Raw genomic sequence first — 25,623 nt, forward strand, 5'->3', positions numbered from 1 at the left:
GCGGCGTCCAGGACGGGCCGCCGGTAGCGGGCGGCGATCGCGGCGGCCAGTGGCGGGATCTGCGGGCCGCGCAGGTCGGCGCCGAACGCGGCCGCTTCCAGCTGGAATCCGTGGTGCCAGCGGATCGGCACGCCCAGGGCCCGCAGTGCGGTCTCGGTGGTGGTGCCCTGGAACGACGGGTCGGCGATCAGGGCGGCGACGTCGTCGCCGATGGTGACGCCACCGTGGACGTGGGCTTCGACGTAGTCGTCGAGGGCACGGCCGGCGCCGGTGCGGGGTCCGGCGAGTGCGGCCACCCACCGGGGTGCGTCGGCTGCGGTCACTGCCAGGGCCTGCCCGGTACGGGTGACCTGCGCGAGCAGTCCGTCCCAGACGGCGCCGAAGGTCGTGGCCGTGCCGAGGATCTGCGGAAGGGTGTGGCTGTCGCCGAGGCTGAAGGTGGCCCGGCCGGTGACGTGTGCCCGTAGCTGCAGGTGGCAGCTACCGAAGCGGGGTGCGGCCCCGTCGGGGTGCCCGGCCAGGTTGAGGGCGCCGTAGACGGGCCGGCTGCCGCTGCCGGCGAACATGCGCTGTTCCCAGGCGGGCCGGTCACCGCCGAGACCGCCGTTGGAGATCCCGGTCTCGTACTGGGTCCGGTACGTGCCGTCGGCGGCGAGATGCCAGGCGACGGTGCGGCCGTCGGCCAGCAGCCGGTCGGGGTGGAAGTTGACGGTGATGGGGGCGGTGACGGCCGGCCCGGTGGCCGGAGAGAGCGCCCGCACGTGGGCGAGCGCTTTCTCCGCGGGTGTCATTTCGCTTCGATGGTGCCGGTGGCCAGCAGCACCAGCAGCAGCGAGCCGAGCGCGACGCGGTAGAAGATGAAGATGCTGTAGGAGTGTTTGGACACGAACTTGAGCAGCCAGGTCACCGACGCGTAGGCGACCACGAAACTGACGACGGTCGCGACGATGGTGTTGGTCCAGCCGACGCCGCTGGAGATCAGGTCGGCCTGTTCGACGCCTTGCAGGATCGACGCGCCGGTGAGGGCGGGGATCGACAGGAAGAACGACAGTTTCGTGACGGTGACCCGGTCGAGGTCGCGCAGCAGGCCGGCCGACATGGTGGCCCCGGAGCGGGAGATGCCGGGGATCAGGGCCATGCACTGCACGACACCGATGATGAGGGTGTCCTTCCAGCCGACGTCCTCCTGGTGGCGGACCTGGGTGGCGGCGTGGTCGGCGAACGCCATCACCCCGGACCACAGGATCAGGGCGCCGGCGACGAACCAGAGGCTGCGCAGGGTCCCTTCGATCTGGTCCTTGAACAGCAGGGCGGCGATGACGATCGGGATGGAGCCGAGCAGCACCGCCCAGCCGAACCGGAAGTCCTCGTGGTCGCGGTGTTCCTTGTTGAACAGGCCTTTGAAGAAGGCCGGCACGACCCGCAGGATGTCCTTGCGCAGGAACAGGATGGTGGCCAGCACCGCACCCGACTGGATGATCACCGTGAAGGCGGTGATGTCCGGGTCGTCGATGGTGTGACCGAACAGTTTCTCCAGGATCGTCAGGTGCCCGGTGCTCGACACCGGGAGGAACTCCGTGACACCTTCGATCGCGCCGAGGATGACGGCCTCGACGATGCTCATTTCCGTGCTCAAAACCCCGCCCGCTCTCTGTTGCCGGGTTCAGAGCATAGGGGGCATGGTCACGCGTTGTTGCGGCGGGCGGTGGGTCGGCCGGTCACTTCTCGATCACCTGTCCGGCGGCCACGTGCCAGTGGCGGTGGTGTCCGACGGCGTCGGCGAAGTACCGGTCGTGGCTGACGATCAGCAGGGTGCCCCGGTAGCGGCGCAGGGCTTCCTCGATGACGTCGAGGGCGGCGAAGTCGAGGAAGTTGGTGGGTTCGTCGAGCAGCAGGATCCTCGACGGGCTGTTGACCAGCACGGCCAGCAGCAGCCGCCGCAGTTCGCCGGCCGACAGGTCGCGCACCGGCTGGGTCCACTGGTCGGCGTCGAACTGGTGGCCGGTGAGCAGGGTCTCGGCGTCGTCGACGTAGACGGGCACGCGGGCGCGGAAGAAGTCGATGACCGGCGTGTCGTCGCGGAGCCCGTCGTCGGTCTGCGGCAGGACCGCCACGTCGGGATGCTGTGCGGCGATGGCGTTGAGCAGGGTCGTCTTGCCGGCCCCGTTACGGCCGGTGATCAGGATCCGGTCACCGCGGGCCACGTCCAGGTCGATGTGGCGCAGCAGGTCCCGTACCGTCAGGTCCCTGATCGTGAGGACCGTCTCGCCCGGATCGCCGGTGTCGCCGGGGAACGCGAGGGTCAGCGGCGGCCGCGTCCGCGGGCGGGCGATCCAGGCCACCGACGCCATCTGCCGGCGCAGGCGCCGCTCACGGACCTTGGCCTTGCGGGCGACCAGCCGGGCGACCCGTTTGATGTGCGGGGCGGCGGCGCTGGAGACGGTGGTCAGCTCGGTGGTGCGGGCGTAGCCTTTCGTCGCGGCGATGTCGGCCTCCCAGCGGATCCGGTCCTTCTCCTGGGCTTCGAAGTCGAGCAGCAGTTTCTCCCAGCGGCGTTGTTTCTCCTGCCGGTAGGCGGTGTAGCCGCCGCCGGGATAGTCCTGCGGCCGTTCGTCGATGCCGTCGAGCTCGATGATGCGGGTGACGACCTCGTCGAGGAACGCCCGGTCGTGGCTGACCGCCAGGACTCCGCCGCCGAAGCCGTGCAGCCACTGCCGCAGCCAGGCGGCACCCTCGGCGTCGAGGTGGTTGGTGGGTTCGTCGAGCAGCAGCAGGTCCGGGTCGCACAGCAGCGCGGCGGCCAGCATCAGCCTGGCCTGTTCGCCGCCGCTGACCGCCCGCAGCGGCAGGTCGTCGTCGAGGTGGTCGATGTCCAGCCGCTGGCGGATCTCGGTGAGCCGGGCCTCGGCCCGCCACCCTTGCCGGGCGGTCCAGCGTTCCTGCACGTCGGCGTAGGCGTCCAGGACGTCGTCGCCGTCGGCCAGGCGTCGCTCCAGCTCGCGCATCGTCGCGGTGACGGCCGCGAGGTCACCGAGGCCCGCGGTGAGCAACGCGCCGACCGTGCCGTCGGGGTCGGGCATCCTCTGCGCGACGTACGCCACCCGCGTGCCGGGTGCGACGGTGAGGTGTCCGCCGGTCGGCGGGAGAAGCCCGGCCAGCACCCGCAGCAGGGTGGTCTTGCCGGCCCCGTTGGGCCCGACGACGCCGATCCGGTCGCCGGGGCGCAGCACCAGGTCGACACCGGAGAACAGCGGGTCGCCGTCGTGGGCGTGGGAGAGGTCTACCGCTTTGACATGCACGAGCGACTCCAGGGAGGTGACACCGACACGGGACTCTTCGGATGTCGTCTCACTTCACCGCGACGTGCTCCTCGGTCTTGCGGGTGCAGGAGTTCCCACTCTGCTCCGGTGCACGCCGGTCCGCAACCCGGATTCCCGAACGTCACACGACTACTGCTCGGTTGACGTTATATAGTGGTGGCCGTACGGTGTGGGTCATGTCTGTCACCGAATGGCCGCGGGCCGAACCCGCGCTGGAACGCTTCTACCGGCGGCTGCTGCACGCCTACCCGCGCGCCTACCGCCACCGGTACGGCACGGAGATCGTCACCACCCTGCTGGAGATGGCCGAGCCCGGCCAGCGCCACCCGAAACCAGCCGACGCCTGGCATCTGCTGGCCAGCGGCCTACGCCAGCGGCTACGCCTACCGGCCGGCCGGCCCCTGACCCGGATCGCGGCGATCCTGGCCCTGCTCGCCGGCGGCGCCCTCGGTGCCGCCGCCGGCTCGTGGGCGGCCGTGCAGACCTTCGCCGGCCTGCCGGCACCCGCCCAGGCCGACGCCCTGCACCGCCAGGTCACCGGCACCACCGCCGCCGACACCAACCCGATGTACACCGACGCGGCCGGGGTGCCGCTGTGGTGGAGCATCAGCTCCACCGACCGGATCTGGGACGGCGAGCAGGCCCGCGCCCGGCTCACCGCCGACGGCTGGCAGACCGGCCCACTGACCGCCACCGACCGGTTCGCCACCAGCAGCCAGGCCCCCGAACACGGCTTCGCGGCGACCCGCGACGGCCTGACCCTCACCGTCACCGGCGAAGGCGCAGCCGTCGTCACCGACCTGGCCCCCCACGACCCGGGACAACTGCTCCCGATGATCGCCGCCGGGCTCACCCTGGGCGCCCTGACCGGCTGGCTGACCGCCGCCGCAGTGGCCCGCCGCCGGTCCCGGCCCGCCACCGCCGCCGCGATACCGGCATTCGCGGTGCTGTTCGCACCCGTCTGGTCGCTCTACGACCAGACGGTGGCCGCCTGGCAGACGGCCGGCCGGCCCGGCATCGGCGTCCAGGCCGTACACGGCATCCTCGCCCCGTCCGGCCACCAGCAGGCCGGCCCCGCCTGGCTGGCCCCACTGTGGGCCGGGACCAGCGGGATCAACGCCGCCCTCACCGGAGCCGGGCTGCTCCTGGCGGCCACCGCGGTGGTCCTGTCGCTGCGGTTCCCGCACCGCCCCACCCCGCCGCGCCAGGTGACCGCCTGATGCACGAGCCGACGTTCCTGATCCTGACCGCCCTGGCGGCCCGGCCCCTGCACGGCTACGCCATCATCCAGGCCGTCGGCACCCTCGCCGACGGTGAGGTGACGTTACGGCCCGGCACCCTCTACGGCGCCCTCGACCGGCTCGCCGAGCAGGCCCTGATCGCCGTCGACCGGCAGGAGGCCGTCGACGGCCGGCTACGCCGCTACTACCGGCTCACCGACACCGGCGCCACCACCCTGGCCGCCGAGGCGCAACGGCTGCACCGCCGGGCCACCACCGCACAGACCCAGCTCCGCGGCCGGATCATCCCCGGCACCGCCTGACCCGCCGCGGGAGTGACGGTGTCCGGCACGGGGCGCCACACCGTCACTCCCGCGGCAGCGGCGTCGCATCGATCACCGCCAACGCCTGCAGCACCGCCGCCCGGGCCGCGGTGTCCAGCGGCCGCAACGGCGACGGCAGGCAGCCGGCGGCGGTCAGGCCCAGATGCGCGGCGATCGTGGCCACCACCCGCAGGCTGCCGTACGCGGCGAACAGTTCGAACAGCGGCCGCAGCCGGTCCGACGCCGCCCGCGCCTGCCGCGGCGACCCCGCCCGGGTGATCGTCAGCGCCAGATCCGGCAGGGTCCCGGCGATCACCGAATACCAGGCGTCGCAGCCGGCCCGCAACGACACCGCCGCCACCTGGTCACCGGACACCCCGATGGTCACCCCGGCCGGCAGCAGCCCCCGCAACGCGGCCACCCGGTCCCGGGCGATCGCCGGGTCCGCCGGCAGCGGCGGCACCTTCACCGACGCGACCCCGGGGAGTTTCGCGACCGCCGCATACAGGTCGTCGGTGAACGTGAACCCGGTGGTCCGCGGATTGTCATACACCACCAGCGGCACCGACAGATGCGCCGTCACCCGCTCATACAGGTGATACACCTCGTCGTCGGACAACGGCTGGTAGGAGACCGGCGCCAGCAGCACCGCCGCCACCCCGGCCTGCTGCACGTCGTCGGCATGCTCGAGCACGTGCCGGGCCCGTAACGCCCCGATCCCGGCGATCACCGGCGTGCCCCCGGCATGCTGCACCGCCAGCGCCGCGGCCCGGGACCGTTCCGCCCGCGTCAGATAGGCGTACGAACCGGTCGAACCGAGCACACCGATACTGTCGACACCGGACGACGCCAGCCGGCCGATCAGTCTCGTGTAAGCGTGTTCGTCGAGGCGGTCGTCGTCGAGCGGGGTGAGCGGGAAAGCGCTCAGGCCGGTGAACACGGGTGTTCCTCCCATATCGAAACGGTGGGGGGTCAGCGATCCAGACGTACCACCAGAGGCCGATGATCGGACACGGCGACGTGCGGGGTCCGCACCTGCACGACCCGGCCCAGCGCCGCCACCCCACGCGGGTCGGCCAGCACATGATCCAGCTGAGTCTTCGGCGCCGGGCTGGGAAACGTCGCCGCCCGCGCCAGCGGCCGCCACCCGGTGAACGCCCGCACCGGCCCGCCCGGCATGTTCAGATCACCCAGCAGCACCCGCGGCCCCGGCAGCCCCCGCAACGCCCGCACCGCCGCCCGCAACTGCCGCACGTTCCACCCCGGCACGAACGACAGATGCGTGGTCGCCACCGTCAACGGCCCGCCCGGGGTGTCCAGCACCGCCGCCAGCAGCACCCGCGGCTCGTCACGCAGCAGCAGCAACCCGCCGTCGGGCACATACACCGGCGACCGGACCGGCGCAGCCGGCAACGACGTGACCTGCCACCGCACCACCGGGAACCGGCTGACCAGCGCGATCCCGTACTGCGGGTGACCGATGTCGGCCCCCGAATGCCACGGCTCCCACGCCTGCCCCGGCGTACCCACCACCGCCGCCGCGAACCGGTGCGTGCTCGCGCCCAGCGCGTCGGCGGCCACCGCCGTCAGATCCAGCAGCCCCGACCGTGGCTGCGCCCGATCGACCTCCTGCAAACCCAGAACGTCGGCGTCGAGGTCGGCAACGGCCGCATGAACACGGTCGGCGTGTACGGTGCCGTCCGACAGTGATCTGCCGTGCAACAGGTTGAAGGTGGCCAAACGCACGTGCCGACCCTAGCCAACGAGATGAGTGGGATGTTCTTCAAGGCAGTGATGTGCATGGCGTTGCTGTTCGTCGCCGGCGCCCTGTTCGGGCTCTGGCTGCAGAAACAACGCCGCAAATGATCGCAACCCTGCTGGTCGCGGCCCTGGCGGCCGGCTGGATCGACGCGGTCGTCGGCGGCGGAGGCCTGCTGCTGCTACCGGCCCTGCTGGTCGTGGCACCACAACTGGGCACCGCCACCGCGCTGGGCACCAACAAACTCGCCGCGATCTGCGGCACCTCCACCGCGGCGGCCGCCTACGCACGGCGTACCAAAATAGACTGGGGTGTCGCCGCACCGTCAGCCGCACTGGCACTGCTCTGCGCCGGCTGCGGCGCCGCCCTGGCCGGGTCGATCCCCGCGTCGGCCTACCGGCCGGTCATCATCGCGGTGCTGGTCGCGGTCGCCGTGTTCGTGACCGTGCGCCCCCAGATGGGCCTGACCGAACACGCCGAGAAACGCACCACCGCACGCCGCGGCGCCGCCGTCGCCGTCGCCGGCGGCCTGATCGCCGCCTACGACGGCCTCATCGGGCCCGGCACCGGCACGTTCCTGGTACTGGCATTCACCGCCATCGTCGGCGCCGACTTCGTCCACGGCTCGGCCATGGCGAAGATCGTCAACACCGCCACCAACCTGGGCGCCCTGATCGTGTTCGCCGCCACCGGCCACGTCGCCTGGACACTGGGCGCCGCCATGGCCGTCTGCAACATCATCGGCGCGGTCATCGGCGCCCGGATGGCCCTGCGCAAAGGCGCCGGATTCGTCCGGATCGTGCTGCTGGTGGTCGTGCTGGCCCTGATCGCCCGCCTCGGCTACCAGCACTGGACCCAGACCTGACCAGCGGCACCACCGGCACATGAGCACAATGGGCCCATGAGCGAGGACCTCCAGAAGCTGATCGCCACCGTCGAGGACCAGGAACGACGACTGGTGTTCCCGGTGTTCACCGAAGCCGACGCGTTCGCCCTCGGCTGCCTGCTGGTGAACCTGGCGACCGACCGGCAACTACCGGTCGCCGTCGACATCCGCCGCGGACAGCAGCAACTGTTCCACGCCGGGCTACCCGGCTCCACCGCCGACAACGACACCTGGATCGACCGCAAGGTCCGCGTCGTCTACCGCTACGCGGCATCGTCATACCTGGTCGGACGCCGGCTCGCCGCCAAGGGCCGGGAACTCGACGCCTCCCAGGGCGCCGACCCGGCCCTCTACGCCGCACACGGCGGCGCCTTCCCCGTCCGGGTACCCGGCGCCGGAGTCATCGGCGTGGTCACCGTGTCCGGCCTGCCGCAGGCCGACGACCACGCCCTTGTCGTCGAGGCCATCGAGACGTTCCTCGCCGAAAACTGACCCCCTACAGGGCCGCCGCGGCATGCCGCCCGGCGGCCCGCCCCGAAAACAGGCACCCACCCAGGAACGTACCCTCCAGAGCGTTGTAACCGTGCACCCCACCACCACCGAACCCGGCGACCTCCCCCGCCGCATACAGGCCCGCAATCGGCGACCCGTCCCCACCCAGCGCCCGCGAATCCAGGTCGGTCTGAATACCACCGAGCGTCTTACGGGTCAGAATGTGCAACTTCACCGCGATCAACGGCCCCGCCGCCGCATCCAGCAGACGATGCGGCGCCGACGTACGCCCGATCCGATCCCCCAGATAGCGACGCGAATTGTGGATCCCCTGAATCTGCGCGTCCTTGGTGACCGCGTTCGCAATCTGCGAATCCCGCGCCTCCACCTGCGCCCGCACCGACGCCACATCCAGCAACGGCGCCTCGGTCAGCTCGTTCATCCCCGCGACCAGCTCGTCCAGCCCCGCCGCCACCACGAAATCGGCACCGTGCTGCTTGAACGCCTCCACCGGAGCCGGCGCACCCTTACCGAACAACCGCTGCCTGAGGAACCCCCGGCGATCCGACGCCGTGATGTCCGGGTTCTGCTCCGACCCCGACAACGCGAACTCCTTCTCGATGATCCGCTGCGTCAACACGAACCACGAATGGTCATACCCGGCGATCTCCGGAGTGGTCCGCAGATACCGCAACGTGCCGAGCGTGTCGTAACTCGGGAAATACGGTGACGGCAACCGCCGGCCCAGCGCATCCAGCCACAACGGTGACGGCGCCGACAGGATCCGGATACCGTGCCCGGGCCAGATCGGATCCCAGTTCTGCACACCCTCGGTGTAATGCCACATCCGGTCCCGGTTGACCAGCCGCACCCCGGCATCCTCGGCGATCCCCAACATCCGCCCGTCCACATACGCCGGCACCCCGGTCACCATCGTCGACGGCGCCACCCCCAGCCGCGCCGGCCAGTACTGCCGGACCAGATCATGGTTCGCACCGATCCCACCGGTCGTCACCACCACCGCCTGCGCCCGCATCTCGAAATCCCCGACGACCTCACGGTTCGACGACACACCCCGCGCAGAATCATCAGCAGCCAACAACGTCCCGCGTACGCCGACCGCCGCCCCGTTCTCCACGATCAGCTCGTCGACCCGGTGCCGATGACAGAAACGCAGCAGCCCGTTCTCCGACGCGGTCACCGCCGCCGCCACGAACGGCGCCACCACCCCCGTACCCGTACCCCACGTGATGTGGAACCGCGGCACCGAATTACCGTGCCCACCCGCCGACAGGTCACCACGCTCGGCCCAACCCGCGAACGGCAGCCAGCTCAACCCCATCGACGACAGCCACGACCGCTTCTCCCCCGCAGCGAACTCCACATACGCCCGCGCCCACTTGACCGCCCACGCATCCTCGCCACCCAGACGGTCGAACCCGGCACTGTTGCTCCAGTCCTGCCACGCCAGCTCGACACTGTCCCTGATCCGGGCACGCCGCTGCTCCGGACTGCCGACGAAGAACAACCCACCGAACGACCAGAACGCCTGCCCGCCCAGATTCGCCGCATTCTCCTGATCGAGCAGAGCCACCGTCTTACCCGCACGGGTGATCTCGCGCGCGGCAGCCAACCCGGCCAGCCCCGCACCGACCACGATGACGTCGACGTCCACGGCCACTCCCCTCAGATCGAATACGAGAATTTATCGGATCTGACGCGCCGGGGAAATACGACCAGCCCCACCGATGTGACAGGCACCGCCCACCCACGCCCCTGCCACGCACCACCCACCCCGACCGCAACAATGGTGGAGTGCCACACCCCACCGCCGACCCCGCCGGAACCCGCACCCAGATCGCCGCGATCCGCCCCGGACTCCTCGACGGCTACGACACCGCACTACCCGCAGCCCGCGCCGCCATCCTCGCCCGCCTGCTCATCGCCACCGAAACCGAACCCCTACCCGGCATCACCAGCCGCCACCACCACGACGGCCGCACCCACGTCCGCTTCAACGACACCGTCCTGTCCTACCCCACCAGCGCCGCCACACCCTTCCACCAACCCCCACCCGGCCTCACCGTCACCGTCCGCGGCCACACCGTCGACGACCCCGCCACCCTCGCCGCCACCCTCTGGCCCACCTCCACCCTCACCACCGAACTCGCCGGCAGCGTCGCCAACCTCGCCCTCGCCCGCGCCGCCAACCCCACCCCACCCACCTGGCCCGACAACCCCGAACCCGGCCAGATCGAACAATCCCTCATCGACGGCCACCCCCTGCACCCCTGCTGCCGCACCCGCACCGGCATGACCGTCGCCGACCAACTCGCCTACGCCCCCGAACACCGGCCCACCTTCACCCTGCACCGCCTCCGCGTCCCCACCACCCGCTGGCACGGCACCGGCGAACCCGTCCTCCTCGCCCACCCCTGGCAAGCCACACGCCTCCGCGAGCAATACCCCTGGCTCACCGACGACGGCCACACCACACCCGTCCGCCCCCTCATGTCACTACGCACCGTCGCACCCCTCGACGGCGGACCCCACATCAAAACCGCCGTCGACATCCAGATGACCTCCGCCGTCCGCACCGTCTCCCCCGCCGCCGTCCACAACGGGCCACTACTGTCCGCCCTGCTCCAGGACCTCACCCGGGACATGCCGCTCGACGTCCTCGCCGAAACCACCGCCGGCGCCGTCATCACCGACCACGGACCCGACCGCCGCCTGGCCCACCTCATCCGCCAGGCACCCCCCGCCGACGCCATCCCCCTCGGCATCCTCGCCGACAACCCACAGCGCTTCGGTGACCCGTACCGAATCATCAAAGATCTCGGGGTCGTGTTCTTCGAACCCCTCGCCCGGCTCCTCAACCGCGGCATCGCCCTCGAAGCCCACGGCCAGAACAGCCTCGTCCTCATCCGCCACGGCCGCATCGTCCGCGCCCTCTACCGCGACCTCGGCGGCGTCCGCGTCCACCCCACCCGCCTCCGCGCCGCCGGCCACACCCTGCCACCCCTGCACGGCGACCTACCCACCGACGACGACACCGAACTCCGCACCAAACTCGCCGCCGCAGCCCTCGCCACCGTCGCCCGCCAAATCATCACCAACGCCGGCACCGACCCCGACCACCTCTGGCAGATCACCGCCCACGCCCTACGCGACCACCCCGCCCTGCTCACCGAACCACTCCCGGTCAAAGCCACCACCGCCATGCGACTGGCCGACAACCCCCTCCACGACCGCTGGACCCACCTGCCCAACCCCATGGCGGCGCACGCATGAGCCACCCGCGGAAGGACCCCCACCGATGATCCGCCTCGCCACCACCGGCCGCCTCGCCACAGCAGCCGCCCACACCGAAGCCGCCCTCACCGTCCACGCCCCCCACCTCACCGACGCGTTCACCGGCAACCTCCCCACCGCCGCCGACACCATCGGCCGCCGCCTCCGCGCCGCCCTCGTCCGCGAAAACCTCACACCCGAAACCCCAGGCGGCCGACGACACGCCTTCCACCGCATCGAATACCACGACGCCGGCGTCGCCGACCCCGTCGAACTCCTCACCGGCATCGACACCACCGGCACCTTCGCCACCGAAATCCGCAACGCCGTCATCAACCTCGCCATCGCCCTCGCCCGCGCCGACCACAACCTCCCCACCGCCGACGACCCCGACACCACCGCCGTACGCCTCGAACGCCTCGCCGTCGCCGGCCACAACCTGCACCCCTGCGGCCGCACCCGCCTCGGCTGGGACACCACCGACGTCCTCGCCCACGACCTCGAAGCCGGCCACACCCGCATCCACTTCATCGCCGTCCGCGACGACACCCACCTCGGCGACGACCTCGGCTACCTACTCGGCATCGACCCCGGCAAACCCGGCTACCGCATCCAGCCCGTCCACGCCTGGCAACTCGACACCGTCCGCACCCGCCACACCGACCTGTTCACCGACGGCACCCTCCGCCACATCGACGGACACCTCGACGCCATCCCCACCGCCGCCCTACGCACCCTCCTGCTCCCCGGCGGCCGCTACCTCAAACTCAGCCTCGACATCCAGGTCACCTCCACCCGCCGCAGCATCAGCATCGCCTCCACCCGCAACGGCCCCGCCCTCTCCGCACTACTCAACCGCCTCATCGACGACGACCCCGACGGCCACCGCCTCCTCCTCATGACCGAACCCGCCGGCGCCGCCGTCCCCGCCGGAACCGGCCGCGACCTGTCCGCCATCGCCCGCACCGGCCTCACCGGACGCCTCCAACCCACCGAACAAGCCATCCCCGGCGGCGCACTACCCCACCTCATCGGCGACCTCGTCGACCAGACCGGCGGCAACCCCGCCACCTGGCTCACCGACTACACCCGCCTCCTGCTACCACCACTACTACGCCTACTCGGCCACGGCATCGCCCTCGAAGCCCACCTGCAGAACTGCCTGCCCACCTTCCGCAACGGCCACCCCCACCGCCTCGCCCTCCGCGACCTCGCCGGCCTACGCCTGCACCCCGGCCGCCTCCACCAAGCCGGACACACCCTCGACCTCTGGCCCGGCTCCGTCATCACCACCAACGACACCGAAACCCTGCGCGCCAAACTCGCCTACACCGCACTCCAAGCCCACCTCGGCGAACTCGTCATCCAACTCGGCCACACCCACAACCTCGACGAACGACACGCCTGGCACCTCATCCGCACCGTCATCGACGACACCCCCGGCCTCACCACCGACGACCACACCTGGCTCACCGCCGAAACCATCCCCCACAAAGCCCTCGTCCGCATGCGCCTGGCCGGCACCGGCGACATCCACATCCCGGTCAGCAACCCCCTCCATGACTGACCCGATCACCGCCGCACTGCACCACCTACCGGCACCCCGATGCGCCTACCTCTACGACACCACCGCACTACGCACCCGAGCCGCGACCCTCCGAGCAGCCCTACCCCCCAGAACCACGATGCTGTACGCGGTGAAAGCCAACGGCCACCCCGACGTCATCCACACCCTCGCCTCCGCATGCGACGGCCTGGAGGTCGCCTCCGGAGGAGAACTCGCCCTCGCCGTCCAAGCCCGCGCCCGCCGCATCGTCTTCGGCGGCCCCGCCAAGACCGACACCGAACTCGCCGCCGCCCTCACCGCCGGCGCCCTGCTCAACGTCGAGAGCACCCACGAACTACGCCGCCTCGCCGCCCTGGGGGTGAACGCCGACATCTGCCTGCGCATCAACCGCCCCGGCAGCCCCCTCACCGGCAGCCACACCATGACCGGCACACCCACACCCTTCGGCATCGACGAGAACCACCTGCCCCACGTCCTCCCCGACATCCCCACCGGCCTGCGCGTCATCGGCTTCCACCTGCACGCCGTCTCCAACAACCTCGACGGCACCGCCCACGCCCGCTTCCTCACCGAAGCCATCGACTGGTCCCGCCGAACCGCACGCACCCACGGCATCGACCTGAGAATCGTCAACGCCGGCGGCGGCCTCGGCATCGACTACCTCACCCACGACAGCATCGACCTGACACCACTGTCCACCGTCGACGTCCCCGACGACCTCGAACTCATCCTCGAACCCGGCCGCTACCTCACCGCCGACGCCGGCTGGTACGCCGCCGAAGTCCTCGACCTCAAAACCACCCACGGCCGCACCTTCGCCGTCCTCCGCGGCGGCACCCACCACTTCCGGCTACCCGCCGCCTGGGGCTACTCCCACCCCTTCACCGTCATCCCCGTCGACGACTGGCCCCACCCCTACCCCCGCCTCACCGTCCACGACACCCCCGTCGACGCCGTCGGCGAACTCTGCACCCCCCGCGACGTCCTCACCCGCAACCAGCACGTCACCCACCTACGCACCGGCGACATCCTCCTGTACGCCCGCGCCGGCGCCTACGGCTGGGACATCTCCCACCACGACTTCCTCCGCCACGACCCACCCACCTTCATCACCCTCTGACCAGCCCCTGGTCGAGCCCCGCCACCATGCTCGTCGCCGTACTCCCGCCGGTCGCCGGCCTCAACCTCATGCCACTGACCGGCCTGCTCATGCTCGCGGCGCTGCCCCTTTTGCGAACGAACCAGCGCCGCCACCCGGCCCACACCGCGCCACGAGGTGATGCCGATCGACGTCGACCCGCAGGTGGTCACCACTCGGCCCGGCTCAGCCACGAAATGAAGATGTGTCTGTCGGCGAAGCCGTCTTTCTTTGTTTTGAGGTGCGGCTTGCCGCACTACTCCTAAGGCATCCTAGGATGAATGTCGGCTCGGGCCTCCCGCGCCGACATGGCCGGCCGCGACCGCTGTCACCGCGAAGGCACTCCTGTGGACCGCCACCGCAACGCCCGACGGCCCGCTGTCCCCGGCGCCCCACTCAGCTTCGCGCTCTACCCCGCATTCGTGCTCCGGCTGCTCCCGACCACAGTGATCATGGTGAGGACTCCGCCGCTCCAGGGCACCGCGCCCGGGACCCCGTGACGCCCGGCGGCAGACGGCCTCCGGCCACCTATCGGTGCGCGGGATACACCTCGACGCGGGAGTCATGGTCGTCAAGGACGTAGTGCGCCGTCGCGCGGGCCCGGTAGAGACGGAACTCGGCCGGCGGGGCCACATCGGCCATCTGCCACGGACGGCCGCCGGAGGCCACCGACCGGGCGGAATAGACCGCCAGTGCAGACTCCACCTCGTCATCCGGAACCGGCCCGGCCACCGCCTCGACATACACGGCCTGCCCCTGCCCCATCGGGACCGTCGAGTCGAACACCACGATGCCCACCTCAGGACGCCCGGCGACGTTGACCGAGTGCCGCGTCGTCACCCTCGACAGCCAGAAGAAGTCGGTGTAACCCTCGCACGCGAACCACACCGGCGCCGCCCACGGCCTGCCCTCAGGATCGGCGGTGGCCATCGTGAGGTAGCTGTTGGAGTCGATGATTCGTCGTGCCGTCGAAACCAGATCCTCGGTCATCAGATTCCTTCAGTGGATGTTCCGGTCTTCATGCCGGGGAGGAAACGCAGTGCAGGGCAGGGATTGCCGATTCGCCATCTGGGCGGGTCAGCGTCAGGACGCCGACCCCGACGCGCAGGCATTCGTACAGATGTTCCATCCTTTGCGGATGGTTGAGGGCGTGGAGCGCGGTTACCGGTTCCGGCTCCACCCCACTGCCGACCGGGCCGACTTGTTGACGCGGACGCCTGGTGCCGTACCTCCGAAAGCTCTTGATCTTGTCGGCGAAGCCGTCCTTCTGGTTTGCGCTCTGCCGCACCTCCCCTAAGGCATCCTAGGATAATAGGCTGAAAGTGGTCAGGGAGTGGTGAGCGGCTTGGTGCACAGGACGTCCGGGCAGGGCAGATAGCCGAGGCTCTGCCAGAAACGCAGGCCGGCATCGTTGTCCGGCAGCACCAGCAGGTTGATCCGCGGGCAGCCGAGGGCCCGCAGGCGATCCTCGAGTTCGGCGACCAGGCGGGTGGCCAGGCCCTGGCGGCGATACGCCGGATGCACCGCGAGCCGGAAGATCCAGCCGCGCCGCCCGTCGTAGGTGCCCATCACCACCCCGGCGATGGCGTCCTCCGCGTCGGCGACCAGGAACAGTTCCGGATCGCGCTCCAGTTTCGCCTCGAGTTCGGCGCGGGTGATCACCTCCGCACCGGCCTGGCGCCACACGTCGGTGACCAGGTCGTAGTCGTCCCACCGGAACTGCCGGATGCGGCTCACAGCGCGAGCACCACACCCCACACCGCCAGGCCGGCGCTGACCGGCGGCACCAGCAGCATGGTGAAGAAGGCACCGCTGGAGAGCTGATTGCTGTCGTCGGTGGCCCGTCTCCACTGCCCGAGGCTCCACGCCAGCAGGAACCACAGCAGGACCGGCAGCCACCACGGCCCGTCGTGCCGGAACAGTTGCACCGCGGCCCAGGTCTGGAACAGACACGACACCAGGAAGATGCGCGTCACCTTGATCCCGTACAGCGTCATGCCGGGCATGGTAGGACCGCGCCGAAAGAGCGGAAAAGAAGCCGGTGGTACGGGGACCGCCCCCGCACCACCGGCGACCATCGGTTCAGTTGGTGGCTTCCCGCAGCATCTTCTGGTGTTCGGCCAGGATGGGGGCGGCGTCGGCGGCGACCCGCTTGAGGGCCGCGTCGTCGCCCCCGGCAGCCTGCGCGTCGGCGATCCGTTGCGCCTCCCGCTGGAGTTCGAGCTGGGTGGAGAGGTAGAGCGCGTCGAACGCCGACGCCGACGCGGCCTCGTAGCGGTCGGACAGTGCCCGCTGGTCGGCGGCGGGAACGAAGTCCAGCCGGACCTTCAGCTTGCGGGCGGCCTCGGTGATCTCGGCGTTCAGCCGGATGTGGTCCACCATGAACCGGCCGGCGATCTCCTTGACCTCGGCGTTCCTGGTCTTGGTGAACGCGATCCGGCCGTGCGCGATGCCCGCGAGGTTGACCTCGTTGGCGGCTCTCAGGAAAGCGGCGTCCGATGCGGACGGCGCCGCGGCAAAGGTCCCCTGATCAGCGGAGACCTGGCCAGGGGCGGCCTGAGCGGCGCCGGGAGTCGCCACGAGGGCGGCCGCGCCGACGGCGACCATGATTCGTCGAAACAGCATGCCCGCAGCCTAGCCACGACAAAACCTCATATTTCCGTTTTGCGCCGTCGGAGAACGCCGACGCGGACACGCCCCGGCAACACCGTTGTAATGGGAGCGCTCCCATGTAACGATGTCGCTCAATCTCCCTCTACTCTCCCCCGAAGGAGCCCGCGAATGCGCGCTCTCCCCCGACTGGCGCTGGCCGTCCTGACCGCCGCGGCAACCGTCGCCGTCGTCAGCGCGACCGCCGACGCCGCCGCCGAACCCACCCCCATCACCGTCCTGACCAGCGACTTCGAGGACGGAACCACCCAGGGCTGGTCCGGGCGCTCCGCCGAGACGATCGCCCACAGCACCGCCGTCGCACACGGTGGCACCGGCAGCCTGCTCACCAGCGGCCGCACCGCCACGTGGCAGGGCCCGTCCCTCGACGTCCTCGGCACCTTCGAGAAGGGCACCGCCTACACCGTCTCCGCCTGGGTACGGATGTCCTCCGGCTCCGACAACGCCCGACTGAGCGTGGAACGCCGTACCGGCGGGGTCGCCTCCTACGACCAGGTCGTCGGCAACACCGCCGTCACCAGCGGCTCCTGGGTCAACCTGACCGGCCGCTACACCGTGGCCACCGATGTGGAGTTCCTGCGCGTCTACGTCGAGACCGCCTCGACCACCGGCGACCTCTACATCGACGACGTCACCGCCAGCTACGTACCGGCATTGCCGATCCAGACCGACATCCCCGCGGTCAAGGACGTGATCACCGAGTTCCCGGTCGGCGCCGCGATCACCGGCGCGGAGACCGTCACCCAGCACGGCCAACTGCTCACCAGGCACTTCGACTCGGTGACCCCCGGCAATGCTCTCAAGTGGGACGCCACCGAGCCGACCGAGAACACCTTCACGTACGCCCAGGCCGACCCGCTGATGGCGTTCGCGAAAACGAACGGTCTCGCCGTACGCGGCCACACCCTGGTGTGGCACAACCAGACACCGTCCTGGGTGTTCCTCGGCGCCGACGGGCAGGCGATGACGGCGACCGCCGATGACAAGGCACTGCTGCTGGCCCGCCTGGAGAACCACATCCGCAACGTGGCCGCCCATTACGGCACCGACATCGGGGTGTGGGACGTCGTCAACGAGGTGATCGACGAGAGCCAGTCCGACGGCCTGCGCCGCAGCAACTGGTACAACGTGGCCGGCCTGGACTACATCCGGACCGCGTTCCGGGTGGCCCGTGAGGTCGCGCCGCACGCCAAGCTGTACATCAACGACTACAACACCAACGTGCCCGCCAAGCGGGACTTCCTGTTCGGCCTGGTGCAGCAGCTGAAGGCCGAGGGGGTGCCGATCGACGGGGTCGGCCACCAGGTGCACATCAACATCAACTGGCCCACCGTCGCCGAGACCAAGGCGATGATCGACAAGTTCGTGCCGCTCGGCATCGATCAGCAGGTCACCGAGATGGACGTCAGCATCTACACCAGCAGCAGCGAGAGCTTCCCGACGCCGCCGGCCGACCGGCTGCTCAAGCAGGCGTACGTCTACCGCGACATGTTCGCCCTGTTCCGCCAGTACCCCGGGGAGATCACCTCGGTCACCCTGTGGGGCCTGGCCGACGACAACACGTGGCTGGACACCTACCCGGTGGCCCGCAAGGACGCGCCGCTGCTGTTCGACACGACGTTGCAGGCCAAGTCGGCGTACTGGGGTGTGGCCGACCCGTCGAAGATCGGCGCGAGCGCGAGCGCGAGCGTTTCGCCCAGCGTGAGCGTGAGCCCGAGTTCCAGCACGAACCCCGGCACCGGCTCCTGCGCCGTCACCTACCGGGTCACCGGCAGCTGGCCGGGCGGCTTCCAGGGTGACGTCAAGGTCGCCAACACCGGCACCACCGCGCTCACCTCCTGGAAACTGGCCTGGCAGTTCACCGGCGGCCAGCAGATCACCCAGCTGTGGGGCGGCACCCACACCCAGTCGGGCGCCGCGGTGACGGTCGGCAACGCCTCCTGGAACGCGAGCATCGCCGCCGGCGGATCCACCTCGTTCGGGTTCCTCGGCAGCTGGACCGGCACCAACCCGGTTCCGGCCGCCTTCACCCTGAACGGGACCGCCTGCTCCGTCCTCTGACCGACATCCCGGGGGTCGCCCCTGGTGACCCCCGGGATGCACCGATGAGGCACGATCGGTGAGGTGCACTACGTGACGGCGACAGCGATCGATGTGACCGGTAACTGGCCTGTCCGGGTCGAGGTGCACCTCGCCGAGTCCGACGGGAGCGCCGCCGTCATCCTCGGCCACGCCCCGCTGCTGGACATCGGTGAGGTCCGTGGCTCCGCCCTGCCCGCCCCGCTCGGCCTGCGCTGCGACGTGATCGGCCGCGACGACGACACCGTCCTCATCCGGCTGCGGCACGGCGCCACCGACCGTCGGGGCCGCGACACCTTCCGGGTGGCGGCCGCGACGGTGCGTTCCGAGACTCCCGGTGAGATCTTCGAGCGCCGCCTGCTCGACTACCACGTCGACCCGGAGTGCGTCACCGACGTGGAGTCGGCGTGGCTGGCGTTCACCGAGTTCTGCCAGAACGAGTTCGACGGCCTCGACGACGACCGTTTCCGGGTCCAGTGGGGCCGCTACTCGTGGTCCGACCGTACCGCCACGCTGTGTTTCACCCGCCAGTTCACCCTGCCGGGCCCCGGCGGCCCGGTCCTCTGGCAGGTCAGCCTGGACATGCGGTTCCCCGGCTTCCACACCCTCGCCACCGGCGGCACCGGCTTCGACGTCACCCCACCGGGCCCGGCGCGGGCGGCCGCGCTGGCGGCGATCCGGGCCACGATCCCCGGGACCCCGCATCTGTACGACCTGTGGCGCGCCGTCCCCCGCCACAGCGCCCTGATCTTCGAACCGGCCGTCTGAACCGCTAGGGGCAGTCCGCGTAGTGCGGGTCCGACAGGTAGGAGACGCCGGTGCACACCGTCCTGGACAAGGACCATGCCTCGGGGCGTCCCACGGTCAGCTGCTGGCCCTCCACGGATGCCAGCTCGCCAGCCGGGGAGAACGCGAACGTGGACGCTCCGATCGCGGTCTTCGGGACCGTCACCTGCAACGCGCCGGTGGCAGCCTCGAAGACTTCCAGGTGGTGTCCGGTGTCGACAGCGAACCGGGACCCGTCACCGGACAGCGCCATGCGCCCCTGGAAGTCGGGCACCGGCACGGGCTCACTCTCCACGCGTGTCATCGCGTCGACGAGGGAGAACCGGCCCTTGCGCAGCACCGCGATCCGGGATCCGTCGCCGGTGGTCACGAAGTCCGAGACGTCGTCGAGGCGGAACACCTCCTGGCCGGACCTGACGTCCGACGCCGCGACGAACACTTCGGCCTTCTGACCTGCCGGGACGAAGGCGGCACGGTTCTCGGTGATCAGCAGGCCACCGCCGAGGGCGAACCGCAGACGGAAACCCGGCTGGTGGCCGAGCGTGAAGGAGCGCTCCCGGTCGGTCGCCACGTCCCAGAGCCGGACCTCGGCTCCGTCGGTCACTGCGAGCAGAGTCCCGTCGGGCGAGTACCGGACGGCATGTCCCCCGCTCTCGTGCAGCGACCGTTGCCAGCGCATGGTGCCGCTGCTGTCCCACACCCGAACCGTGTCGTCGTCGGAGGTGCTGGCCAGGGTGGTGCCGTCCGGAGCCCACGACAGCGAGGTGATGGCGGCGGTGTGCCGGTCCGCGACGGCGCTGCGCACGCCGGATCGCACGTCGACCAGGGAGATACCGCCGTCGGTGTCGCCGACCGCCAGCGTCGCACCGTCCTCGGTGAACGCGACGACCTGGGCCTGGTCGGTGAGCTTCGGGATGCCGGGCACCGCCGTGTCACGGATCACCATCAGCGGTGTCGTGACCAGGACGGCCGACACGGCAACGGCGATCAGGACGTCGCGCCGGCCGATCGCGCCGAGGCCCTTGGCCGGGGCGGCCGGCAGTTCGGCCAGGTACTCCCGAATCGCGGCATGGCGGAACTGGTACACCCCACCGGCCGGTCGCAGCACGTGCCGGTCGTGCGCGGTGGCCAGCAGCCGAGCGAACCGGATCCGGTGCCCGTACCAACCCGACAGGAGCAGCTCGGCGACCCGGATGGTCAGGACCGGCCGGTACAGCAGTCCCGCGGCGAGTGCCGACATCACCCCGGCGCCGCCCCCGAGCGTGATCCACAGCCAGATCAGCAGCCTCTCGCCGTCGGGCTCGCCGGGCGCGACGATGACCCCGGACGGCCATTCCAGGTCCGTGTACCACCACCCCGTCAGGGCGCAGCCCAGCACCACGGCGAGCAGGAACGTCCGCCCGACCACCCGCTCACCGGCATAGGTGCGGGTGGGTGTGGTAGCGCCCTCGTCGCTCAGCGGCTGCGACCACAGCGACGTGGCTACGACGGCGGTCCCGCCGACCACAAAGGCAGCCACAGCCGCGCTCACGGCCGTGGCGACCGCAAGGAGGGCCCTGGTGGTCCAGTCGTGGCCGAAACCGGCAGCGCCGAAGACGCCGAGGCTGGTCAGCCCGGCGACGACGGCGGACTCCCAGAGCAGGCTCAGCGGCTGCATCGTCTCGGGCGACACCAGCCGGCCGGGCCGTCTGCGCCAGGCGGCGGCCGGCATCCGCGGGACACCCCCGCGCAGCGGCGCGACCGGCGAGGTGCCACGGCCGGCGACGATCCGCCGGGTGAAACCGGCGGTGACGGCGGTCGGGACGGTGACGACGAGTCCGGCCATAGCGCCGAGCGCCGCCGCCGTACCGAAGGGGACGCGCAGCCACACCGCGGCGGTGACGGCGGCGGCCAGGCCGGCGGCCAGCCCTCCGGACAGTCCGCAGAGGACCGCGTAGGCCCAGGCCGGAACCAGGTCGGGGATCCGCCACCAGGCGATGTCCGTCCGGTCGCGGGACCGGCGGGCGAGCCAGCTCAGCCAGTACAGTTCCCGGTCCCGGACTTCCCGCTCAGGGTAGGCCTGTACCAGTAGCCGTACCGTCAGCTCCCGCAGCAGGGCGGCCCGGGAGGGGAAGCGTTGCTCGTCGAGCAGTTCGGCCGGGTCGCCGTCGACGGCGTACGTCTGCCGCGCGAGAGTCAGGATCAGCGGTGACCCGAAGGCCGTCGCCAGCGGCGCCTCGGGCCGGACCCGCAGGGTGTCGACGACCGCGGCCCATCGGGTGCGGCGTTCCCCGACCAGCCCGGTGATCAGGTAGTCGTGGATGGAGGCGGGGTCGGGCGGCCGGAGCTCGACGACCGCCGCATAGGCCAGCGTGGCCTCGGCGAGGGCCGCCGTGTACTCCGGCTTCCGGCTGGTGACCACGATCTTCACACCGATCGCCGCGGCGTCGACAGCCGACAGGGCGGCGGCGCGTTCGCCGGGCGGCAACTCGTCGAGGCCGTCGAGCAGGAGCACGATCCGGCCCCGGCGGATCAGCTCGGCGACGACCTGTGGTCCCGCCGCGCCGGGGACCGCGGTACGGAAGTCACGCGCCACCGCCGCGGCGGCCCACCGCAGCAGCGACGTGCCCGGCGGCAGAGCAGCCAGGGGCAGCAGGACCGGCACCGGCCCGGCCGAGTCCGGCGTCCACGCCTCCAGGACGTCGATCATGAGACTGATCACGGTCGCGGTCTTACCCGCGCCGGATTCGCCGAGGATGACCAGGACCGTACCGTCGGGGAGGGTCTCGAACAGGCCCGTTCGCAGCTCGCCGACGCCGCCCTCGGTGGTCAGGCCCGGCGCTGATCGCCGGAAGTCGGCGGCCGGGGCCGCGATGTCGGCGTCGGACCAGCGCCAGCGGACCTCGACGGGGGCGATCCCGCGGTGGATGCCGCGCACCCGTGCCTGTTCGCGCCACACCCAGAGGACCTCGCGCGCAAGGCGGGCGGTGGACGCCTGCTCCTGCTCGGCGCTCAGATGTGCCGGCCGGTCGTCGGAGCTGGGCCACCATCGGGTCGTGGTCAGGGCCACCACCAGGGCGGCCGCTCCGAGGACGGCTGCCAGCACGTTCGCGTTGCCGACGATCCCCGCGTCGGCGGCCGGGCCGAACAGCATCCACAGGCCGCCGGCGCCGACAAGAACGGTGCAGACGGCGACGAACGTCCCGACCTTGACCGACCATCGCACGGGGGACGAGTCTGGCAGATGTCGGGCATCGGGGCGATCGCCCGTACGGGCATCGCCGCGTGGTCCCTCAGCGTGCCGGAACCTGGGCCCGGCGGGCGGCCCGGCGCAGCTGTTTCGCCGTGTACATGGCCGCGTCCGCCGCGCTGAGCAGCAACGACGCGTCGTAACCGTGCTCGGCGGCCAGTCCCAGGCCGATGCTGCATCCGGCGGTGACCTCGACCGTGCGGCCCGGCAGCGGCAGCAGGAACGGCCGGTCGATGGCCTCCTGGATGTGTCCGGCCAGCAGTTCGGCCTCCGGCTTGGTGACGTCGGTGCACGCGATCACGAACTCGTCCCCGCCGAGCCGCGCGGCGACACCCCGCAGCCCGGTGGTGTCGTTGAGGCGCTGGGACGTGGCGATGAGCAGCTGGTCGCCGGCGTCGTGGCCGTACGTGTCGTTGACCGCCTTGAAACCGTCCATGTCGATGAACAGCACCGCCATGTCGCCGCCGGACTGCCGCAGCCGGGTCAGTGAGGCCGCCAGCGTCTCCATGAAGTAGGCACGGTTCGGCATGCCGGTGAGCACGTCGGTCTCCGCCTGCATCCGGATCCGGCCGAACAGCAGCGCCTTCTCCAGCACCAGGCCACCGACGTCGGCCAGGTGATCGAGGAAGGACCGGGCGTCGGTGCCGTCGGCGGGGATGCCGGTGAGCAGCAGACGGCCCGCGTTCGGGTTCTGGATGCACAGGTCGATCGACAGGGTACCGCCGGGAACGCCGGTCATCTCGTCGTCGAGCACCCGCGGCCAGTCGGCGCCGGCGCCGGCCGCGAGCTCCTCGCCGTACGCGTCGCTGACGTAGATCGCCGCACCGGCGACCGGGACGTGCTCGATCATCGTCTCGATGATGTTGCGGGCGGCGGTCGACACGTCGACCATGCCGGCCAGGCTGGCGGTCACGGTGTTGAGCCGCTGCAGCCGCAGCAACTGGTCCTGGGTGCGCCGGTAGAGCAGGCCGTTGTCGATGGCGACGGCGATCCGGCTGACCACCGCGATCAGCTCCTGGATGTCGGCGGTGTCGAAGGGCCGGTCCTCCCGGCGGGCCAGGATCAGGTAGCCGTGGGCCTCGCCCCGTGACGTCAGCAGACCGCAGGCGACCTGCCGGGGCCCGCTGGCGGCGAGCCACTCCGGCAGGACGGTGTCGGCGGCCGCGGCGGCGGACACCGGCACGGCCGGGGTGAGCCCCTGCAGGGGGGCGGGCGGTTCGACGGTGCCGCGGGGCACGTGCCGGGACGCGATCCCCCACTGCGCGCCGAGGGTCAGGCCGCCGCCGGACGGGGTGAGCACGGCCGCGACGTCGGCGTCGAACAGTTCGGCGACCTCGCACACCGCGCATTCCAGGACGTCCTCGACCTCGGTGACCTTGCCGAGGGCGGTGACGAGCTGCGCCAGCCGGGTGGCGCGGGCCAGCGCGCGGGCCGACACCGCCCGGGAGGTGGCCAGTTCGGCGCGGAGCTTGCGGATCTCGTCGTCGGGCGTTCCCCCCATGATCAGAAGGCGAGGACGACGACGGTGGCGTTGTGGAACCCGGTCGACCCGGTCACCCGGGCGAACTCGCCGTAGGTGAAGAACCCGGCGAACGGCACACCGCCCAGCCGCGCGTCGATCGCGGCCGGCTCCTCGCGGAGGGCCTCGCCGAGCGGCGCGACCCGGCCGGTGCAGCTGAACACGAGCGCTCCCCGGGGTGGGCCGTCGAGCATCCCGGCCGCGGTGGTGGCGGCCGTGCCGGCGGCGTCGACCAGGTCGTGGTGGTCGCCGCCGAGGACCTGGACCACCGACTGCTCACTGACGTGTCCGAACATGATCAGGGCGCCGTCGTCGGTGCGCCCGAGGATGTGCCGTCCGTCGAAGGCGCCCGAGGTGTTGGCCAGCCCGAGCGGGTGGTCGTAGGTGAGCCGCGCGAAGCTGGCGTCCCCGGCGTCGGCCACACCGCCGCGCTGGGTGAGGTAGACGTCGACCGCCGGCCGGCCGTCGATCTCGTGGATGATGTTGCCCTCGGCGCGGGTGACCGTCATCGGGTCGCCGATCGGGTGCCAGCCGTGGGCGACCCCGATGCCCAGCGGTCGCGGGGAGTCGATCCAGACGGCGACGAGACCGTTGGACATCAGCTTGCCGTGGGCGAACTGGTAGGTGGGGCTCATCGTCACGTTCTCGGCGGCCGCCCCGCCGACCATCGGCACCGTCGCACCGGTGACGGCGTAGCTGCCGCGCACCACCTCACGCTGGTCGCCGGCGAGCCCGTCGGAGAGCATCACCAGCACCGAGTGCTCGGCGTCGCCGCCGGCCTGTTCGCGGGCGGCCTCGGTGACGCGCCGGGCGGCACCCCGCAGGTCACCGCTGATCGAGTCGACGGCGGCGATCCCGAAGGTGAGGTCGGCCGCCGGAACGTAGAGCGCGACGGCCCCGCGGGCGACGTTCTCGGCCGCGGTGAAGCCGCCGTAGGCGGTGCATCCGACCAGCTGGGCCGGTGCCGCCGCCTCGGCCGCCGCCTCGAAGAAGGCCAGCGGCTCGTACTCGATCGTCGGATGCACGATCACCAGGTCCTCCGGCGCGGGGGCCCGCCCGGCCAGGGCGGCGCCCACACAGTTGCGCGCCGCGGTCCGCGGGTCGTCGTGCGTGCTGCTGCCCTGCCCGACGCTGCGCACGTCGACGCTGTTCACCATGATCACTCCCGATCCGCGGGCCCGCCCGGCCGAGACCCCTCCGACTCCCTATCGACCGCGATCCGGCCGATTGAACGCCTGCGGCCCGAAACTTTCCGGTTCTCTCCCGGCAGGCGGCCCAGCCGCGCCTCAGGACCGGGCAGGGATACGGCCACCCGCCCACCGATCCGGATGAGGTTCCCGG

23 protein-coding genes are annotated in these 25,623 nt (G+C 71.1%); 9 read left to right on the top strand and 14 right to left on the bottom strand.

Going from position 1 to position 25,623, the window contains the following annotated elements; translation table 11 throughout:
• The 3 genes from ACFO0C_RS26540 to ACFO0C_RS26550 all read right to left on the bottom strand — a co-directional run.
• On the bottom strand, positions 1-791 hold a 791-nt coding region (locus tag ACFO0C_RS26540; protein ID WP_378069399.1), incomplete at its 3' end, for a DUF3626 domain-containing protein.
• A complete protein-coding gene (locus ACFO0C_RS26545; protein WP_378069400.1) occupies positions 788-1,624 on the bottom strand; it encodes an undecaprenyl-diphosphate phosphatase in 837 nt (278 codons plus the stop codon). The genes ACFO0C_RS26545 and ACFO0C_RS26540, both read right to left, overlap by 4 nt.
• A gap of 94 nt (positions 1,625-1,718) precedes the next feature.
• Positions 1,719-3,299 (bottom strand): ABC-F family ATP-binding cassette domain-containing protein, encoded by a 1,581-nt coding sequence (locus ACFO0C_RS26550; protein WP_378069401.1) that lies wholly within the window; start codon positions 3,297-3,299, stop codon positions 1,719-1,721.
• Positions 3,300-3,496: 197 nt separating this feature from the next.
• Here ACFO0C_RS26550 and ACFO0C_RS26555 point away from each other — a divergent pair, with 197 nt between their 5' ends.
• Both ACFO0C_RS26555 and ACFO0C_RS26560 read left to right on the top strand, forming a co-directional pair.
• Positions 3,497-4,540, top strand: coding sequence for a hypothetical protein (locus ACFO0C_RS26555; protein ID WP_378069402.1), 1,044 nt, complete (start codon positions 3,497-3,499; stop codon positions 4,538-4,540).
• Positions 4,540-4,863: a PadR family transcriptional regulator gene (locus ACFO0C_RS26560; protein WP_378069403.1), complete on the top strand. Its 324-nt coding sequence runs from the start codon at positions 4,540-4,542 to the stop codon at positions 4,861-4,863. Before ACFO0C_RS26555 ends, ACFO0C_RS26560 begins: the two co-directional genes overlap by 1 nt.
• A 43-nt stretch (positions 4,864-4,906) precedes the next feature.
• On the opposite strand, the gene ACFO0C_RS26565 is transcribed toward ACFO0C_RS26560, so the two are convergent.
• Both ACFO0C_RS26565 and ACFO0C_RS26570 read right to left on the bottom strand, forming a co-directional pair.
• Positions 4,907-5,818 carry a dihydrodipicolinate synthase family protein gene (locus ACFO0C_RS26565; protein ID WP_378069404.1) on the bottom strand — a complete coding sequence of 304 codons (912 nt, stop codon included), beginning with the start codon at positions 5,816-5,818 and terminating at the stop codon, positions 4,907-4,909.
• A gap of 17 nt (positions 5,819-5,835) precedes the next feature.
• Entirely contained in the window at positions 5,836-6,609 is a 774-nt protein-coding gene (locus ACFO0C_RS26570; protein WP_378069405.1) for an endonuclease/exonuclease/phosphatase family protein, read from the bottom strand.
• Between the two features lie 116 nt (positions 6,610-6,725).
• Here ACFO0C_RS26570 and ACFO0C_RS26575 point away from each other — a divergent pair, with 116 nt between their 5' ends.
• Both ACFO0C_RS26575 and ACFO0C_RS26580 read left to right on the top strand, forming a co-directional pair.
• Positions 6,726-7,487: a sulfite exporter TauE/SafE family protein gene (locus ACFO0C_RS26575; protein WP_378069406.1), complete on the top strand. Its 762-nt coding sequence runs from the start codon at positions 6,726-6,728 to the stop codon at positions 7,485-7,487.
• Between the two features lie 36 nt (positions 7,488-7,523).
• On the top strand, positions 7,524-8,000 hold the full coding sequence (locus ACFO0C_RS26580; protein ID WP_378069407.1) for a heme-degrading domain-containing protein: 477 nt from the start codon (positions 7,524-7,526) through the stop codon (positions 7,998-8,000).
• Between the two features lie 4 nt (positions 8,001-8,004).
• Here the strand turns inward: ACFO0C_RS26580 and ACFO0C_RS26585 are convergent, their stop codons facing one another.
• Positions 8,005-9,675, bottom strand: a complete 1,671-nt coding sequence (locus ACFO0C_RS26585; protein WP_378069408.1) for an FAD-binding dehydrogenase — start codon at positions 9,673-9,675, stop codon at positions 8,005-8,007.
• Positions 9,676-9,815: 140 nt separating this feature from the next.
• Between ACFO0C_RS26585 and ACFO0C_RS26590 the strand changes: the two genes are divergently transcribed.
• From ACFO0C_RS26590 to ACFO0C_RS26600, 3 genes are read left to right on the top strand one after another with little or no spacing between them, the layout of a single operon-like run.
• On the top strand, positions 9,816-11,294 hold the full coding sequence (locus ACFO0C_RS26590) for an IucA/IucC family protein (protein WP_378069409.1): 1,479 nt from the start codon (positions 9,816-9,818) through the stop codon (positions 11,292-11,294).
• Between the two features lie 25 nt (positions 11,295-11,319).
• Positions 11,320-12,861 carry an IucA/IucC family protein gene (locus tag ACFO0C_RS26595; protein ID WP_378069410.1) on the top strand — a complete coding sequence of 514 codons (1,542 nt, stop codon included), beginning with the start codon at positions 11,320-11,322 and terminating at the stop codon, positions 12,859-12,861.
• Entirely contained in the window at positions 12,854-13,981 is a 1,128-nt protein-coding gene (locus tag ACFO0C_RS26600) for a type III PLP-dependent enzyme (protein WP_378069411.1), read from the top strand. The genes ACFO0C_RS26595 and ACFO0C_RS26600 overlap by 8 nt, the downstream gene beginning before the upstream one ends.
• A gap of 546 nt (positions 13,982-14,527) precedes the next feature.
• On the opposite strand, the gene ACFO0C_RS26605 is transcribed toward ACFO0C_RS26600, so the two are convergent.
• The 5 genes from ACFO0C_RS26605 to ACFO0C_RS26625 form a co-directional block, all read right to left on the bottom strand.
• Positions 14,528-14,989 carry a pyridoxamine 5'-phosphate oxidase family protein gene (locus ACFO0C_RS26605; RefSeq protein WP_378069412.1) on the bottom strand — a complete coding sequence of 154 codons (462 nt, stop codon included), beginning with the start codon at positions 14,987-14,989 and terminating at the stop codon, positions 14,528-14,530.
• 28 nt (positions 14,990-15,017) lie between these two features.
• Positions 15,018-15,287, bottom strand: coding sequence for a hypothetical protein (locus tag ACFO0C_RS26610; RefSeq protein ID WP_378069413.1), 270 nt, complete (start codon positions 15,285-15,287; stop codon positions 15,018-15,020).
• A gap of 38 nt (positions 15,288-15,325) precedes the next feature.
• Complete coding sequence (locus ACFO0C_RS26615) at positions 15,326-15,736, bottom strand: GNAT family acetyltransferase (protein ID WP_378069414.1); 411 nt, start codon at positions 15,734-15,736, stop codon at positions 15,326-15,328.
• The gene (locus ACFO0C_RS26620) at positions 15,733-15,996 is read right to left on the bottom strand and encodes a hypothetical protein (protein ID WP_378069415.1); all 264 of its coding nucleotides are present in this window, start codon (positions 15,994-15,996) and stop codon (positions 15,733-15,735) included. Before ACFO0C_RS26620 ends, ACFO0C_RS26615 begins: the two co-directional genes overlap by 4 nt.
• Before the next feature lie 85 nt (positions 15,997-16,081).
• A complete protein-coding gene (locus ACFO0C_RS26625) occupies positions 16,082-16,624 on the bottom strand; it encodes a DUF4142 domain-containing protein (protein WP_378069416.1) in 543 nt (180 codons plus the stop codon).
• Positions 16,625-16,780: 156 nt separating this feature from the next.
• Here ACFO0C_RS26625 and ACFO0C_RS26630 point away from each other — a divergent pair, with 156 nt between their 5' ends.
• Entirely contained in the window at positions 16,781-18,730 is a 1,950-nt protein-coding gene (locus ACFO0C_RS26630) for an endo-1,4-beta-xylanase (protein ID WP_378069417.1), read from the top strand.
• 63 nt (positions 18,731-18,793) lie between these two features.
• Positions 18,794-19,516, top strand: a complete 723-nt coding sequence (locus tag ACFO0C_RS26635; protein ID WP_378069418.1) for a hypothetical protein — start codon at positions 18,794-18,796, stop codon at positions 19,514-19,516.
• Positions 19,517-19,520: 4 nt separating this feature from the next.
• Here the strand turns inward: ACFO0C_RS26635 and ACFO0C_RS26640 are convergent, their stop codons facing one another.
• From ACFO0C_RS26640 to ACFO0C_RS26650, 3 genes are all read right to left on the bottom strand, one after another.
• Entirely contained in the window at positions 19,521-22,739 is a 3,219-nt protein-coding gene (locus ACFO0C_RS26640; protein WP_378069419.1) for a hypothetical protein, read from the bottom strand.
• A gap of 67 nt (positions 22,740-22,806) precedes the next feature.
• Entirely contained in the window at positions 22,807-24,264 is a 1,458-nt protein-coding gene (locus tag ACFO0C_RS26645; RefSeq protein ID WP_378069420.1) for a diguanylate cyclase domain-containing protein, read from the bottom strand.
• 2 nt (positions 24,265-24,266) lie between these two features.
• Complete coding sequence (locus tag ACFO0C_RS26650) at positions 24,267-25,439, bottom strand: FIST signal transduction protein (protein ID WP_378069421.1); 1,173 nt, start codon at positions 25,437-25,439, stop codon at positions 24,267-24,269.
• Between the last annotated feature and the right edge of the window lie 184 nt (positions 25,440-25,623).

It is taken from the genome of Actinoplanes subglobosus (genome assembly GCF_042650585.1).
GTDB lineage: Bacteria > Actinomycetota > Actinomycetes > Mycobacteriales > Micromonosporaceae > Actinoplanes > Actinoplanes subglobosus.

Excerpts from the sequence above, each read along its gene's own strand:
- ACFO0C_RS26545 (WP_378069400.1), bottom strand. The coding sequence starts at position 1,624 with ATGAGCATCGTCGAGGCCGTCATCCTCGGCGCGATCGAAGGTGTCACG.
- ACFO0C_RS26555 (WP_378069402.1), top strand. The coding sequence starts at position 3,497 with ATGTCTGTCACCGAATGGCCGCGGGCCGAACCCGCGCTGGAACGCTTC.
- ACFO0C_RS26560 (WP_378069403.1), top strand. The coding sequence starts at position 4,540 with ATGCACGAGCCGACGTTCCTGATCCTGACCGCCCTGGCGGCCCGGCCC.
- ACFO0C_RS26565 (WP_378069404.1), bottom strand. The coding sequence starts at position 5,818 with ATGGGAGGAACACCCGTGTTCACCGGCCTGAGCGCTTTCCCGCTCACC.
- ACFO0C_RS26575 (WP_378069406.1), top strand. The coding sequence starts at position 6,726 with ATGATCGCAACCCTGCTGGTCGCGGCCCTGGCGGCCGGCTGGATCGAC.
- ACFO0C_RS26580 (WP_378069407.1), top strand. The coding sequence starts at position 7,524 with ATGAGCGAGGACCTCCAGAAGCTGATCGCCACCGTCGAGGACCAGGAA.
- ACFO0C_RS26595 (WP_378069410.1), top strand. The coding sequence starts at position 11,320 with ATGATCCGCCTCGCCACCACCGGCCGCCTCGCCACAGCAGCCGCCCAC.
- ACFO0C_RS26600 (WP_378069411.1), top strand. The coding sequence starts at position 12,854 with ATGACTGACCCGATCACCGCCGCACTGCACCACCTACCGGCACCCCGA.
- ACFO0C_RS26605 (WP_378069412.1), bottom strand. The coding sequence starts at position 14,989 with ATGACCGAGGATCTGGTTTCGACGGCACGACGAATCATCGACTCCAAC.
- ACFO0C_RS26620 (WP_378069415.1), bottom strand. The coding sequence starts at position 15,996 with ATGACGCTGTACGGGATCAAGGTGACGCGCATCTTCCTGGTGTCGTGT.
- ACFO0C_RS26625 (WP_378069416.1), bottom strand. The coding sequence starts at position 16,624 with ATGCTGTTTCGACGAATCATGGTCGCCGTCGGCGCGGCCGCCCTCGTG.
- ACFO0C_RS26630 (WP_378069417.1), top strand. The coding sequence starts at position 16,781 with ATGCGCGCTCTCCCCCGACTGGCGCTGGCCGTCCTGACCGCCGCGGCA.
- ACFO0C_RS26645 (WP_378069420.1), bottom strand. The coding sequence starts at position 24,264 with ATGGGGGGAACGCCCGACGACGAGATCCGCAAGCTCCGCGCCGAACTG.
- ACFO0C_RS26650 (WP_378069421.1), bottom strand. The coding sequence starts at position 25,439 with ATGGTGAACAGCGTCGACGTGCGCAGCGTCGGGCAGGGCAGCAGCACG.